General features: G+C 66.4%; 17 protein-coding genes and 1 pseudogene. 4 read left to right on the forward strand and 14 right to left on the reverse strand.

Annotation, left to right across the window (positions count from 1 at the left end):
- Positions 1-55: 55 nt before the first annotated feature.
- From IDM45_RS08365 to rpsP, 6 genes are all read right to left on the reverse strand, one after another.
- Positions 56-1,042 carry a CobD/CbiB family protein gene (locus IDM45_RS08365; RefSeq protein WP_209422427.1) on the reverse strand — a complete coding sequence of 329 codons (987 nt, stop codon included), beginning with the start codon at positions 1,040-1,042 and terminating at the stop codon, positions 56-58.
- A gap of 44 nt (positions 1,043-1,086) precedes the next feature.
- Positions 1,087-1,773, reverse strand: a complete 687-nt coding sequence (locus IDM45_RS08370; protein WP_209422428.1) for a CoA pyrophosphatase — start codon at positions 1,771-1,773, stop codon at positions 1,087-1,089.
- Positions 1,774-1,970: 197 nt separating this feature from the next.
- The gene (rplS, locus tag IDM45_RS08375; RefSeq protein WP_209422429.1) at positions 1,971-2,375 is read right to left on the reverse strand and encodes a 50S ribosomal protein L19; all 405 of its coding nucleotides are present in this window, start codon (positions 2,373-2,375) and stop codon (positions 1,971-1,973) included.
- A 170-nt stretch (positions 2,376-2,545) separates the two neighbouring features.
- Entirely contained in the window at positions 2,546-3,319 is a 774-nt protein-coding gene (gene trmD, locus IDM45_RS08380) for a tRNA (guanosine(37)-N1)-methyltransferase TrmD (RefSeq protein WP_209422430.1), read from the reverse strand.
- A gap of 9 nt (positions 3,320-3,328) precedes the next feature.
- Positions 3,329-3,901 (reverse strand): ribosome maturation factor RimM, encoded by a 573-nt coding sequence (rimM, locus tag IDM45_RS08385; RefSeq protein ID WP_209422431.1) that lies wholly within the window; start codon positions 3,899-3,901, stop codon positions 3,329-3,331.
- Between the two features lie 125 nt (positions 3,902-4,026).
- Positions 4,027-4,314, reverse strand: a complete 288-nt coding sequence (rpsP, locus tag IDM45_RS08390) for a 30S ribosomal protein S16 (RefSeq protein ID WP_209422432.1) — start codon at positions 4,312-4,314, stop codon at positions 4,027-4,029.
- Positions 4,315-4,530: 216 nt separating this feature from the next.
- Between rpsP and IDM45_RS08395 the strand changes: the two genes are divergently transcribed.
- Positions 4,531-4,977, forward strand: a complete 447-nt coding sequence (locus IDM45_RS08395; protein WP_209422433.1) for a TM2 domain-containing protein — start codon at positions 4,531-4,533, stop codon at positions 4,975-4,977.
- Positions 4,978-5,033: 56 nt separating this feature from the next.
- Here the strand turns inward: IDM45_RS08395 and IDM45_RS08400 are convergent, their stop codons facing one another.
- From IDM45_RS08400 to IDM45_RS08435, 8 genes and pseudogenes are all read right to left on the reverse strand, one after another.
- Entirely contained in the window at positions 5,034-6,044 is a 1,011-nt protein-coding gene (locus IDM45_RS08400; RefSeq protein WP_209422434.1) for an inorganic phosphate transporter, read from the reverse strand.
- 41 nt (positions 6,045-6,085) lie between these two features.
- Positions 6,086-6,733: a DUF47 domain-containing protein gene (locus tag IDM45_RS08405; protein WP_209422435.1), complete on the reverse strand. Its 648-nt coding sequence runs from the start codon at positions 6,731-6,733 to the stop codon at positions 6,086-6,088.
- Positions 6,734-6,859: 126 nt separating this feature from the next.
- Entirely contained in the window at positions 6,860-7,222 is a 363-nt protein-coding gene (locus tag IDM45_RS08410) for a DMT family protein (protein ID WP_209422436.1), read from the reverse strand.
- A gap of 110 nt (positions 7,223-7,332) precedes the next feature.
- Positions 7,333-8,069, reverse strand: a pseudogene (locus IDM45_RS08415) (ABC transporter ATP-binding protein).
- 13 nt (positions 8,070-8,082) lie between these two features.
- A complete protein-coding gene (locus IDM45_RS08420; RefSeq protein WP_209422437.1) occupies positions 8,083-8,868 on the reverse strand; it encodes an ABC transporter ATP-binding protein in 786 nt (261 codons plus the stop codon).
- Between the two features lie 25 nt (positions 8,869-8,893).
- Positions 8,894-9,970: an ABC transporter permease subunit gene (locus IDM45_RS08425; protein WP_209424059.1), complete on the reverse strand. Its 1,077-nt coding sequence runs from the start codon at positions 9,968-9,970 to the stop codon at positions 8,894-8,896.
- A gap of 26 nt (positions 9,971-9,996) precedes the next feature.
- Entirely contained in the window at positions 9,997-10,926 is a 930-nt protein-coding gene (locus tag IDM45_RS08430; RefSeq protein ID WP_209422438.1) for a branched-chain amino acid ABC transporter permease, read from the reverse strand.
- 191 nt (positions 10,927-11,117) lie between these two features.
- The gene (locus IDM45_RS08435; RefSeq protein WP_209422439.1) at positions 11,118-12,434 is read right to left on the reverse strand and encodes a replication-associated recombination protein A; all 1,317 of its coding nucleotides are present in this window, start codon (positions 12,432-12,434) and stop codon (positions 11,118-11,120) included.
- Positions 12,435-12,563: 129 nt separating this feature from the next.
- On the opposite strand from IDM45_RS08435, the gene IDM45_RS08440 reads away from it, so the two are divergent.
- The 3 genes from IDM45_RS08440 (at position 12,564) to IDM45_RS08450 (ending at position 14,074) form a co-directional block, all read left to right on the forward strand.
- The gene (locus IDM45_RS08440) at positions 12,564-13,217 is read left to right on the forward strand and encodes a uracil-DNA glycosylase family protein (RefSeq protein WP_232654134.1); all 654 of its coding nucleotides are present in this window, start codon (positions 12,564-12,566) and stop codon (positions 13,215-13,217) included.
- A 149-nt stretch (positions 13,218-13,366) separates the two neighbouring features.
- On the forward strand, positions 13,367-13,522 hold the full coding sequence (locus IDM45_RS08445; RefSeq protein ID WP_209422441.1) for a hypothetical protein: 156 nt from the start codon (positions 13,367-13,369) through the stop codon (positions 13,520-13,522).
- A gap of 12 nt (positions 13,523-13,534) precedes the next feature.
- Positions 13,535-14,074, forward strand: a complete 540-nt coding sequence (locus IDM45_RS08450) for a cupredoxin domain-containing protein (RefSeq protein WP_209422442.1) — start codon at positions 13,535-13,537, stop codon at positions 14,072-14,074.
- Positions 14,075-14,078: the final 4 nt, after the last annotated feature.

A 14,078-nucleotide genomic window follows, 5' to 3' on the forward strand; every position in this document is an offset into this window, starting at 1 on the left:
CCGGCTCAAACCCTTGCTGCACAAGCGCTGACAGCTATATAAATAGGAGCAAAATTCAACCTAGCAGACGCGCCAGGGTGAGCAGCGCCAGCAGCAGCATCCACACCACCACCGAGCGCCAGACCAGGCCGACCACGCTGCGCAGGTGGCCGACCTCGGGCTCACGCCCCGGCGTGCTGCCGCTGTCGCCCAGGTGGGCGCCGGCCTCGTAGCCGGGCGTGACATAGGCCTCGGCGTGCGTGCTGCGCAGCGCCTCGCCGCCCAGGCGCACGTTGATGGCGCCGGCGGTGGCGGCCAGCACCACGCCGTCGTTGTCGCTGGGAAAACGCTGGGCATGGAAGCGCCAGCCGTCGATGGCCTCCTCGAAGCTGCCGACCACGGCAAAGCACAGCGCCGTCAGGCGTGCCGGCAGCCAGTCGATGACCATCCAGGCTTGTGCGGCGACGCCTTGCAGGGCGCTGCTGGCCGGATGCGCCGTGGCGGTGCGCGGCGCCCAGTAGCGCGCCATGAACTCGGCCAGCCGGTACAGCACCGCCCCCGCCGGCCCCAGGCCCAGCGCCGCGCAGACCGAATACCAGGCCAGCACGCCGAAGACATGCCGGTGCGCGGCGATGACCGAATACTCGATAACGTGGCGCACCACCTCGCTGCGCGGCAGTTCGCTGGCATCCACCTGCTTCCACTGCGCCAGCCTGGCGCGCGCCGCGCCGGCATCGCCCACCTCCAGCGCATCGCGGATGCCGGTGAAGTGATGGCTGAACTGGCGAAAGCCCAGGGTGATGTAGAGCACCGCCACGTTCCACACCAGCGCCAGCGGCCAGCCGATGAAGTGCTGCAGCAGCCAGTGCACAGCCAGCACGGCCAGCGGCGGCACCAGCACCCCCAGGCACCACGCCAGCCAGGCCAACGCCGGGCTGCCGGTGTCGAAATTGCGGTTGACCGACAGCGCCCAGGCCCGCAGGCCGGCGTGCATGGGGTTGCTGCGCGCCAGTGGCCGGGCCTGCTCGATCAGCAGGGCGAACAAGATGGCGAAGAAACTCATGGCGGGCAATGATAGCGGCGCAGCCTGTGCTGCCCGCCACACCCTCAGGCCAGCATGAAGCGGTACAGGTTGCGCAGCATCCCGGCGGTGGCGCCCCAGATGAAGCGCATGTGCTCGCCATCCTGGTAGGGCATGGCAAACCATTCGCGCTGCTGGCCCTGCCACTGCAGCAGGTGGCGCTGGTGGTGCGCCGGGTCGAGCAGATAGTCCAGCGGCACCTCGAAGACATCGGCCACCTCATCCGGATTGGGGGTCAGCGCCGCCCCCGGCTGCACCAGCGCCACCACCGGCGTGACGATGAAGGCCGTACCGGTGATGTAGGTGGACAGCTGGCCCAGCACCTCGACGCGCTCGGGTGGCAGACCGACCTCTTCCTGCGCCTCGCGCAGCGCGGTGGCGGCGGCGTCGCGGTCTTCGGGGTCGGAGCGCCCACCGGGGAAGGCCACCTGGCCCGAGTGCGTGGACAGGTTGGCCGTGCGCTCGGTCAGCAGCACCGTGGGGCGCTCGTGCAGCACGATGGGCACCAGCACGGCGGCCTGCGCCGGGGCGCGATCGGCGAATTTCGGCTCGCGGCGGATCTCCGGCGTCCAGGGCGGCGGCGCGGCAAAGCGCTGGCGCAGGGCATCGGGCTGCTGGGCAGCAGTCGCCACGCGCGGCAAATGGGCATCGACGCCGACCACCGGCACGGTGCGTGGATCGAAGATGGGCAGGCTGGGAGGCAGCGGCGGCATGGCAGGGCGGGAGTTGGCGTTCAGGAGCGCTGCGGCATGGCACCAGAAGCGTGTTCACGATCCGGGCCTTCGAGGTGCCGGCTCCATCCAGAAGCCAGACCAAAAAAAACCGCCACAGGCGCCGGGGCACTGTAGCGGTTTTTGGCGCCCGGCGCTGTCGCGCCCGGGTGGCCTCTGGTCGGCGCAGTTCAGGCTGCTTATGCAGCGGTGGCTGCTGCCGGTGCGGCCGGCTGGCTGAGCTTGACGCGCGAGGGCAGCTTTTCCTTGATGCGGGCCGACTTGCCGCTGCGGCCACGCAGGTAGTACAGCTTGGCGCGGCGCACATCGCCACGGCGCTTGACTTCGATGCCGGCGATCAACGGGCTGTAGGTCTGGAACGTGCGCTCCACGCCCTCGCCGTTGGAGATCTTGCGCACCGTGAAGCCGCTGTTGAGGCCACGATTGCGCTTGGCGATGACCACGCCTTCGTAGGCCTGGACACGCTTGCGGGCTCCTTCGACCACGTTCACGCTGACGATCACGGTGTCGCCGGGCGCAAATTCGGGGATGGTCTTGTTCAAGCGGGCAATTTCTTCCTGCTCAAGAGTCTGGATCAGATTCATGGTTGCTCTTCAATGCGATCTTGTCCGCGCCAGGATTGGCATACGGCGCCCCGATTGGCGCCTGTGGGCTGGGCCTGTCATGGTTTTTGCCATGCTCTGCGCGCAGCGGCCGGCCAGAGGATCGAAAGCCCGCCATTATAGCAAGGGTCACCAGCGCGGCAGGCTGGCCCTCACGGCTGCTGCTGGCCCTGCTGCGCCAGAAAGGCCTCGTCCTGGCGCGTGAGCCGACCGCCCTCGCGCGCCGCCTGCAGCAGATCGGGCCGATGCTGCTGCGTGGTGGCCAGGCGCTGCTCGCGTCGCCAGCGCTCGATCTGCGCGTGGTGGCCCGACAGCAGCGGCGCCGGCACGCCCGCGCCCGCCCAAACCTCGGGCCGGGTGTAGTGCGGGCAGTCCAGCAGGCCATCGAGTTGCGGGTTGAAGCTGTCGAGCTGGTGGCTGCCCGCATCGTGCAGCACACCGGGCTGCAGCCGCGCCACGGCATCGAGCAGTGCCATGGCGGCAATCTCGCCGCCCGAGAGCACGAAGTCGCCCAGACTGATCTGCACCTCGACATGCCGGTCGATGAAGCGCTGATCCAGGCCCTCGTAGCGCCCGCACAGCAAGATGGCGCCCGCCGGGCTGTCGCTCCAGCGCTGTACGCCGGCGTGATCGAGCCGCTGGCCGATGGGCGAGAACAGCACCAGCGGGGCCTGCGCCTCGGCAGCCTCGGCCCGCTCGGCACGGATGGCCGCCAGGCAGCGCGCCAGGGGTTCGGCCAGCATGACCATGCCAGGGCCGCCGCCAAAAGGCCGGTCGTCCACCCGGCGGTAGTTGCCCTCGGCGTACTCGCGCAGGCTCCACAGGCGCACCTCGACCTGCCCGCTCTCATAGGCGCGCCGCGTCACGCCGCAAGTCAGAAACGGGACGAACAGGTCTGGAAACAGCGTGATGACATCAAAGCGCATGGCCGGGCTTCAGAAATCGGGCTGCCAGTCCACGGTGATGCGCCCGCCGGCGACATCCACCTGATCGACGAAGGCTGATACGAACGGGATCAGGCGCTCAAGCGTCTTGCCCTCGTGCTCGTGCGCCAGCACCAGCGTGGTCTGCGGCCCGGCGGGCAGTAACTCGCGCACGCGGCCCAGCGCCACGCCCTCGCGGTTCACCACTTCCAGGCCGATCAGATCGACCCAGTAGTACTCATCCTCGCCCACCGCCGGAAAGGCCGAGCGCGGCACGAAGATGCGCGCGCCGCGCAGCGCCTCGGCAGCGTCGCGATCCGCCACGCCATGCGCCCAGGCGACGATGGCATCCGAATGCACGCGCGCCTGGCGGATGGCCAGCTCCAGCGTGCCCTGGAAAAAGCTCTTGGCGCCGCGCTGCGCCGGCTGCAGGTACCAGGTGCGCACGCCCAGCAGGGCCTCCGGGTCGTTGCTGTGCGGCACGACCTTGAACCAGCCCTTGACGCCCCAGGCGTCGGCAATGCGGCCTAGCTCGACGGCATCGGCAGGCAGTTCGGCGGCGGGCAGTGCAGGCAGGTTGGGCATGGTCGGCAGCGGACGCAAGAGGTAAACAATGAAAAGGGCGAGGGCCACGCAAAAAAGGCGAGCCCGCCAGCCAATGCCAGCGGGACTCGCCCCAGTGCGTCAGGCGCAAGGCGCCGCTGTCGCTATCAGGCGGCAGCTTCGGCGGCAGGCGCAGCAGCGGCAGCAGGTTGCTGCTTAGCGGCCTGCTTGATCAGGCGCTCCACGGTGGGAGAAGCCTGGGCGCCCACGCCCTTCCAGTAGGTCAGGCGATCCTGGGCGATACGCAGCGCTTCCTCGCCGCCCTTGGCGGAAGGGTTGTAGAAACCCAGGCGCTCGATGAAACGGCCATCGCGGCGCACGCGCTTGTCGGCCACGACGATGTTGAAGAAGGGACGGCCCTTGGAGCCGCCGCGCGAGAGTCGAATCACGACCATGTTGAATCCTTCGGGTGGAAGCAGCCCGCAACAATTGATGGACTGCAGTTCTTGCCGCGCTTGAGACACGCGACTGGCCACCCGGCCAGCGACACGCAGCAAAGCCCGCGATTATATGCGTTGGGCGTTGGGCTGGATCACGCAAGAGACCGGACACGCACCGCACGACCTCCTGCCCACCTGGCCCGGGCGCGACCCGGCCAATAATGCAGCCCCATGAAAAACAAGACCCTGGCCGCCTGGCTGGCCTTTCTGGGAGGCCCGCTGGGCCTGCACCGCTTTTACCTGCACGGCCTGGGCGACACGCTGGGCTGGCTGCTGCCGCTGCCCACGGCGCTGGGCGTCTATGGCATCCAGCGCGTGCAGCAGTGGGGCCTGGACGACCATCTGAGCTGGCTGCTGATCCCGCTGCTGGGCTTCACCATCGCCGGCTGCGCGCTGCGCGCCATCCTGTACGGATTGATGACGCCCGAGCGCTGGAATGCGCGCTTCAACCCGCAGGCCGCACCGGACGCCGTGCCGGGGCGCACCGGCTGGATCACGGTGTTTGCCATCGCCCTGTCGCTGATGATCGGCACCGCCGTGCTGATGGCCAGCCTGGCCTTCAGCTTCCAGCGCTATTTCGAGTACCAGATCGAGGAAGCGCGCAAGATTTCACAGTGAAATCAGCCTCAAACCCTTGTAGGGCAAGCGCTGATAGCTATTGAAAGCGTAGCAATTCAATAAAGCTGCAGGCTGATCCAGTAGGCGATGGCCGCCACGAAGGCGCTGGCCGGGATGGTCAGGATCCACGCCCAGACGATGTTGCCGGCCACACCCCAGCGCACGGCGCTGGCGCGCTGCGTCGAGCCGACGCCGACGATGGCGCCGGTGATGGTGTGCGTGGTGGAGACGGGGATGCCCAGGGCGGTGGCGATGAACAGCGTCATGGCGCCGCCCGTCTCGGCACAAAAGCCGCCCACGGGCTTGAGCTTGGTGATCTTCTGGCCCATGGTCTTGACGATGCGCCAGCCGCCGAACATGGTGCCCAGGCCGATGGCGGCGTAGCACGAGATGATGACCCAGGTGGGCGGCGCGCTGTCGCTGGCCGAGGCGTAGCCGGTGGCGATGAGCAGCAGCCAGATGATGCCGATGGTCTTTTGCGCGTCGTTGCCGCCGTGGCCCAGGCTGTAGGCACCGGCGGAGACCAGTTGCAGCCGGCGAAACCACTTGTCGATACGGTTGGGGCGCGCGCGCCGGAAGATCCAGGCCACCGCCACCATCATCAGCGAACCGAGCAAGAAGCCCAGCAGCGGCGAGATGAAGATGAAGGCCACGGTCTTGAGGATGCCGCTGGCCACCAGCGCGCCAGCGCCGGCCTTGGCGATCACCGCGCCCACGATGCCGCCGATCAGCGCGTGCGAGCTGCTGCTGGGAATACCGTAGTACCAGGTGATGACGTTCCAGGTGATCGCTCCCACCAGCGCGCCGAAGATGACGTGCGTGTCCACCACGCCCGGATCGACGATGCCTTTGCCGATGGTGGCCGCCACGCTCAGGTGGAACACGAAGATGGCGACGAAGTTGAAGAACGCCGCGAAGACCACTGCCTGGGTGGGCTTGAGCACGCCCGTGGAGACCACGGTGGCAATCGAGTTGGCGGCGTCGTGGAACCCGTTCATGAAGTCGAACACGATGGCCAGCGCCACCAGCAGCGCGACGACCCACAGGGCGGTTTGCATGGTTTCCATGATGGATGGAGCCTGTCAGCCGGCAGTGGCCGCGCCCGGGCTCAGGAGTTCTCGAGGATGATGCCCTCGATGTGGTTGGCCACGTCCTCGCAGCGGTCGGTCACGCTCTCGAGCAGCTCATAGATGGCCTTGAGCTTGATCAGCTCGCGCACATCGACCTCCTCGCGAAACAGTTTGCTCATAGCGCTGCGCAGCACCCGGTCGGCGTCGCCCTCCAGGCGGTCGATCTCCTCGCAGGTCTTGAGTGCCGCCTCGGCCACGGCCGGATCGGCGATGCGCGGCAGCATCTTCACTGCATCTTGCACGCGCTCGCAGCACTTGAGGCTCAGATCCGTCAGGCGCGTGATCTCCTCGGTCATGTGGTGGATGTCGTACAGCGCCATGGTCTCGGCGGCGTCCTGCAGCAGGTCGGCCACATCGTCCATGGTGTTGATCAGCGAGTGGATCTGCTCGCGGTCGATGGGCGTGATGAAGGTCTTGTGCAGCGTGCGGTTGACCTCGTGCGTGACCCGGTCGGCGGCACGCTCGGCATTGTCCACATCCAGGTTGTAGCGGTCGCGCAGGTGCGCGTCGCCGTAGTTGGCCACCAGCTGCGAGAAGGCGCGGGCGGCTTCGACGATGCGCTCGGCATGTTGGTTGAACATGTCGAAGAAATTGCCTTCGCGCGGCAACAGCTTGCCAAACAGCATGAGGGCTCCTGGAGGGGTGGTTCGGGAAGTGCGGGCTTGCAGGATAGAACAGGCGCTGGCAGGCCTTTGTCGTGCAGAGCGTGGCGGCTGAGTGGGCGCGAGTTTAACCGCGCGCCGCCCGGCTCTTCAGCCGCCGCGGAAGATGAAATACACCGCCCCGACCAGGCACAGGCCGGCCCACAGGTAATCCCACTTGAGCGGCTCGCCCAGGTACAGCGCGGCAAACGGCACGAAAACCGACAAAGTGATGACCTCCTGGACAATCTTCAACTGCCCCACGCTCCACAGCGTGTGGCCGATGCGGTTGGCCGGCACCTGCAGCAGGTATTCGAACAGCGCAATGCCCCAACTGGCCACAGCCGCCATGTACCAGGGCGCAGCCGCCAGATTACGCAGATGCCCGTACCAGGCAAAAGTCATGAAGATGTTGCTAAGCAGCAACAATCCGACGGTCTGCAGTGGTATGGGCAGGGTATGCAGGAATTGCATGGCAATTTCAAGAAATTAAGTCGAATTGCCATTTTGCCCTTTCCAGGCAAGCGCTGGCAGCTATCAATACGGTAGCTTTATGTCCGGCCCGCCACGCCCCCTGCCCCGCCTCACTCGCCCAGGTAGGCGGCACGCACGCGTGGATCGCTCAGCAGTTCCTGGCCGCCGCCGCTCATGGTGATCAGGCCCGACTCCATGACGTAGCCCCGGTCGGCAATGGCCAGCGCGCGGCTGGCGTTCTGCTCGACCAGCACGATGGTTACCCCAGGGCATAGACATCGCGCACCACCTCGAAGATCTTGTCCACCATGATGGGCGACAGGCCCATCGATGGCTCGTCGAGCAGCAGCACCTTGGGCTGGCTCATCAGCGCCCGGCCCATGGCCAGCATCTGCTGCTCGCCGCCGCTCATGGTGCCGGCCAGCTGATCCTTGCGCTCGCGCAGGCGCGGAAAGATGGTGAACATGCGCTCCACATCGGCGGCGATGCCGGCCTTGTCGTTGCGCGTATAGGCGCCCATGAGCAGGTTCTCGGTGATGGACATGCGGGCGAACACGCCGCGCCCCTCGGGCACCATGACCAGGCCGCTGCGCACCAGATCCCAGGCGCCCTTGCCGCGAATGCTGTGCCCCAGGTATTCGATGTCGCCATCGTTCATCCCGAGCGTGCCGGTGATGGCCTTCATGGTGGTGGTCTTGCCGGCGCCGTTGGAGCCGATCAGGGTGACCAGCTCGCCCTCGCGCACTTGCATGTCCACGCCCTTGACGGCCTGAATGCCGCCATAGGCCACCTTCAGGCCCTTGACCTGCAGCAGCACTGGTTTGGATTGATCGGCCGTTGTTGCCATGTGTGCCATGTCCTCAGTGTCCACCGGTGCCGAGGTAGGCCTCGATCACCTTTTCGTTCTTCTGCACCTCGGCTGGCGTGCCTTCGGCGATCTGCTTGCCGTAGTCCAGCACGGTGACGCGATCGCACAGGCCCATGACCAGCTTCACGTCGTGCTCGATCAGCAAGATGGTGCGGTTGTCGTTGCGGATGCGGTCGATCAGCTCGCGCAGCTGCACCTTCTCGGTGGCGTTCATGCCGGCGGCAGGCTCATCGAGCGCGATCAGCTGCGGGTCGGTGGCGAGCGCCCGGGCGATCTCCAGGCGGCGCTGGTCACCGTAGGACAGCGTGCGCGCCTTGAAGTCGGCGTACTTGGCGATACCGACATAGTCGAGCAGTGCGCGCGCGCGCTGGGTGATCTCGGCCTCTTCCTGCAGAAAGCCCTTGGTGCGAAAGATCGCGCCCATCAGGCCCGAGTGCGTGCGGATGTGCCGCCCCACCATGACGTTTTCCAGAGCCGTCATCTCGGCAAAGAGGCGAATGTTCTGGAAGGTGCGGGCGATGCCGGCCTTGGCCACCAAGTGTACGGCGCGCGGCTCATAGGGCTGGCCGGCCAGTTCGAACGTGCCGCTGTCGGGGGTGTAGAGGCCCGTGATGACGTTGAAGAAGGTGGTCTTGCCGGCGCCATTGGGGCCGATCAGGCCATAGACCTGGCCGCGCCGGATGGCGATGCCCACGTCGGACAGCGCCTGCAGGCCGCCGAAGCGCTTGGAGATGCCCGCAACCCTGAGCACCACCTCTTTTTCAGTTGTTTCTGCCATGTCGTTGTCTGCCGAGGCGTTGGGTTCAGGACTTCTGGGCCAGGCTCTTGCCGTGCTCGGGCGAGGGCCACAGGCCGCGCGGGCGCAGCAGCATGACGATGATCATGGCCAGCGCGATCAGCAGCTGGCGCAGGATGGAGGCGTCCAGCCGGCCGTCGGTCATGGCCTGCAGCGGCCCGGCGACGTAGCGCAGCACCTCGGGCAGGGCCGACAGCAGCACCGCGCCCAGGATCACGCCGGGGATGTGGCCGATGCCGCCCAGCACCACCATGGCGACGATCATGATGGACTCCATCAGGCTGAAGGACTCGGGCGAGACGAAGCCCTGGAAGGCCCCGAACATGGCACCGGCCACGCCGCCGAAGGACGCGCCCATGCCGAAGGCCAGCAGCTTCATGTTGCGCGTGTTGATGCCCATGGCCTTGGCGGCGATCTCGTCCTCGCGAATGGCCATCCAGGCGCGGCCGATGCGCGAGTCCTGCAGGCGGTAGCAGATCACGATGGTGATGAGCACCAGCGCCAGGAACAGGTAGTAGTACAGCGTGACGGAGCTGATGTCGAAGCCGAAAAGCTCCAGGCGCCGGCCCAGATCCAGGCCGAAGATCTTGACCGAGTCGATCTGCCCCAGCCCCTTGGGGCCGTTGGTGATGTTGACCGGGTGATCCAGGTTGTTCATGAAGATGCGGATGATCTCGCCAAAGCCCAGCGTCACGATGGCCAGGTAGTCGCCGCGCAGCTTCAGCACCGGAATGCCCAGCAGCACGCCGGTGATGGCCGCCAGCACCAGCGCCAGCGGAATGACGGCCCACAGCGACAGGTGCAGTCCGTCGGGGAAGTGCGTGGCAAACCAGGCGAAGTTCTCCGCCAGGTGCGGAGAGGCGAGCAGGCCGAACATGTAGGCGCCCACGGCGTAGAAGGCCACATAGCCCAGATCCAGCAGGCCGGCATAGCCGACCACGATGTTCAGGCCCAGCGCCAGCATGATGTAGAGCAGCGCCAGGTCGGCAATGCGCACCCAGGCGTTGCCGAAATACTGCAGCACGAGGGGCAGCACAAGCAGCGCGATGGCGCCCGCAATCCATTGCGCCTTGTTGCTTTTCATGGTCATGGTGTCAGTCTCCTGCGCCGTCAGGCCCGGTCGGCCACGCGCTCACCCAGCAGGCCCGAGGGGCGCAGCGTCAGGATGATGATCAGCACGATGAAGGCAAAGATGTCGGTGTAGTGGCTGCCCAGCACGCCGCCCGTGAGAGCGCCGATGTAGCCCGAGCCGATGGCCTCGATCAGGCCCAGCAAGATGCCGCCGATCACGGCCCCGGCCAGGTTGCCGATGCCGCCGAACACGGCTGCGGTAAAGGCTTTGAGGCCCGGCAGAAAGCCCATGGTGTGCTGCGCCGTGCCGTAGTTGGAGGCGTACATGATGCCGGCAATCGCCGCCAGCACGGCGCCGATGATGAAGGTGGCCGAGATCACCATGTCGGGCTTGACGCCCATCAGCGCGGCCACGCGCGGGTTCTCGGCCGTGGCGCGCATGGCCCGGCCCAGCCGGGTGTAGTTGACCAGATAGACCATGGTGGACAGCGCCAGCACCGTGACGCCCAGGATCAGGATCTGCGTGGTCGTGATGACGGCGCCGCCGATCTGGAACGGCGTGGCCGGCAGCAGCGTCGGATACGGCTTGTAGTTGGGCTTCCAGATGATCATGGCCAGGGTCTGCAGCAGCAGCGACATGCCGATGGCGGTGATCAGGGGCGCCAGGCGCGGGCTGTTCCTCAGCGGCTTATAGGCGACTTTTTCGATGGTGAAGTTCAGCACCGCCGCCACCACGCAGGCAATCAAGGTGGCCAGCAGCAGGATGACCCAGCCGGGGGCGCCGGGCATGGCCTGCTGCATCAGGCCGATGCAGCTCCAGCTGGTGAGCGCGCCGATCATGAGCACCTCGCCGTGAGCGAAATTGATCAGCTGGATGATGCCGTACACCATGGTATAGCCCAGGGCTATCAGGGCGTACATGCTGCCCAGAACCAGACCATTGATGATCTGCTGCAGCAAGATGTCCATAAATTGAGTCCTTCGTGAGTGACGCGCACCCGGCAGACGGCCTGGTCGGAGCAGCCTTGTGGGCCACCTGCCTCCTACAAAAAAACCCGCCAGATCGGTGCTGAGCGGGTTTCGGTGCGAAATTCTGTCACGGCTTTCGCGTCTGCCGGACTGCCCCAAGGGCGGGGTTTTCCCTTTGCGGGACAACCCGCTCAGGGTTGGTCGGCAGTCTGTGCTGCAGCGTTGCGCGCGCGCAGCTCCTGCAGCTTTTCGCCGATGCGAATCTCCAGCCCGCGCGGCACGGGCTGATAAAAGCCCGGCGGCGCCATGCCGTCGGGCAGGTAGCTGGCGCCGGCGGCAAAGCCGCCCTCCTCGTCGTGCGCGTAGCGGTAGCCACGGCCATAGTCGAGCTGCTTCATGAGCTGCGTGGGCGCGTTGCGCAGGTGCAGCGGAACGGGCCGCGTGGCGTCGCCCTTGACGAAGGCGCGCGCCTTGTTGTAAGCGGCATAGCCGGCGTTGCTCTTGGGCGCCACGGCCAGGTAGAGCACGGCCTGGGCCAGCGCCAACTCGCCCTCGGGGCTGCCCAGGCGCTCGTAGGTCTGGGCGGCGTCATTGGTGATCTGCATGGCGCGCGGATCGGCCAGGCCGATGTCCTCCCAGGCCATGCGCACGATGCGCCGCGCCAGGTAGCGCGGATCGGCGCCGCCGTCGAGCATCCGCACCAGCCAGTACAGCGCGGCGTCGGGGTCAGAGCCGCGCACCGACTTGTGCAGCGCGCTGATGGTGTCGTAGAACTGCTCGCCGCCCTTGTCATAGCGGCGCATCTGCTGGCCCAGCACCGACAGCAGCCAGGCGTCATCGATGCGCTCGATGCCGGCCTGGGCGGCGGTGATAGCCAGCGTCTCCAGCGTGTTGAGCAGGCGCCGCGCATCGCCATCGGCGTAGGCGATCAGGCGCTCCAACGCTTCTTTTTTCATAGCTGGCAGCGCTTGACTGGCTTGGGCTCGTGCCACAATTTGCTTCAAATCATCAGTATCGAGCGGCTGCAGCACATAGACCACGGCGCGCGACAACAGGGCCGAGTTGACCTCGAAGGACGGGTTCTCGGTAGTCGCGCCGACGAAGGTGAACAGGCCGCTTTCCACGTGCGGCAGGAAGGCGTCCTGCTGGCTTTTGTTGAAGCGGTGTACCTCATCGACGAAGACGATGGTGCGCTGCGGCGCCAGGCCGTGCAGGGCGCCCTCGGCCTGTTGCACGGCCTCGCGGATGTCCTTGACGCCACCCAGCACGGCACTGATGGTGATGAACTGGGCATCGAAGGCGCGTGCCATCAGCCGGGCGATGGTCGTCTTGCCCACGCCGGGTGGCCCCCACAGGATGCAGCTATGCGGTCGGCCCGACTCGAACGCCAGGCGCAGCGGCTTGCCCGGCCCCAGGATGTGCTGCTGGCCGATGACCTCGGCCAGCGTGCGCGGGCGCAGGCGCTCGGCCAGGGGTTGGTGAGTTGCGGTCTGGTCGGAAGGTTTCATGGTGGCTCGGCAAGGGCAGCGGCCATCGTAGCGACTTGCCGCCGCGCAGCAGGTGCGCGCAGGGCGTCTTTCCACGTCGTCTTTCTATGATGTGGCGGCCACCCCGGCCCCATGCACCCGCCCTTCGCCATGCCCAGCAAGAAAATCATCCCCTCCCCGGCGGCCCAACCCCTGCCGCTGCACGAGTTTTTGCCGCGCGTGCGCGCCTGTACCTTGTGCGCACCGCATCTGCCGCTGGGGCCGCGCCCGGTGCTGCAGGCGGGCAGCGGCGCACACCTGCTGATCGCCAGCCAGGCACCGGGGCGCAAGGTACACGCCTCGGGCGTGCCGTTTGACGATGCCAGCGGCGAGCGCCTGCGCGACTGGCTGCGGCTGCCGCGCGAGGTGTTCTATGACGAGACGCGTGTGGCCATCGTGCCCATGGGCTTTTGCTACCCCGGCAAGGGGGCTTCGGGCGATGCACCGCCGCGCCCCGAATGCGCGCCGACCTGGCGCGCGCCGCTGCTGGCGCTGCTGCCGCACATCGCGCTGACGGTGGCCGTGGGCCAGTACGCCATCGGCTGGCACCTGCCCGCCAGCCGGGGCCGGCCACTGGCGGAGACGGTGCGTGCCAGCATCCAGCCCGGCAGCCGCGTCATCGCCCTGCCCCACCCCAGCCCGCGCAACAACGGCTGGCTCAAGCACCACCCGTGGTTCGAGGCCGAGTGCCTGCCGCTGCTGCGCGCGCGCGTGGCCCAGGCGCTGGCGCAGGGTCTGGAACAGGAGCCGACAAGCGGCGATTGATCGGCATCAAAATTTTCCACGGGGTTTTCACTGCAAATGACTACCATGAAACTTTGACTTTCCTCAAGTTTTATCCGAGTGGATAGCTCAAGAATTTCTGTTACCGAAAGGTACGCAGAGGTTCACAAAGGTTTACCGAGGAGACAACCATGAGCCACCACGACGATGAGAACGAGAAGGTTCCACTCATGCAGCAGCTGCTGGACAGCCCGTTCCTGTTGCTGTTCCTGGGTGTGATGATCCCCATGGTTGTGTACAACCTGTGGGGCGTCATCGACATCCTGACCATTCCACTGGCCAAGTGAGGGAGGTTCGCCATGAGCGCAATACTCCCGCCGTCGGAGCGGCTGTGGTGGAAGCACCCGCTGGATCGCCTCGAAGCTGTCTGGATCGCCATCTCCTTCATCTGGTGCATGGTGATGTTCTTCATGATGACGCTGTGGCACGTCTACGGTAAGCAGAACCTGGCTACCGAAACCTACAAGACCACACCGGCCAAGTTCGCCGAACAGGCCCAGGCCGCCGCCGCCAAGTGGACGGTGCGCACCGAGACCGAGCAGCAGATCCCCGTCGTTGCGCCGCCCGAGGGAGCAGACGTGTACATGCTCGGCCGGCTGTGGAGCTGGTGGCCCATCCTGGAGCTGGAAAAAGGCAAGACCTACAAGCTGCACCTGTCGGCCATGGACTACAACCACGGCTTCTCGCTGCTGCCCACCAACATCAACATCCAGGTCGTGCCGGGCTACGAGCACGTCATCAAGGTCACGCCCAACGAGAGCGGCACCTTTTCCGTCGTGTGCAACGAGTACTGCGGCATCGGCCACCACGAGATGGTGGGCCGCATCTACGTGAAGTGAGGGG

It is taken from the genome of Melaminivora jejuensis (assembly GCF_017811175.1).
GTDB classification, from domain to species: Bacteria; Pseudomonadota; Gammaproteobacteria; order Burkholderiales; family Burkholderiaceae_C; genus Melaminivora; species Melaminivora jejuensis.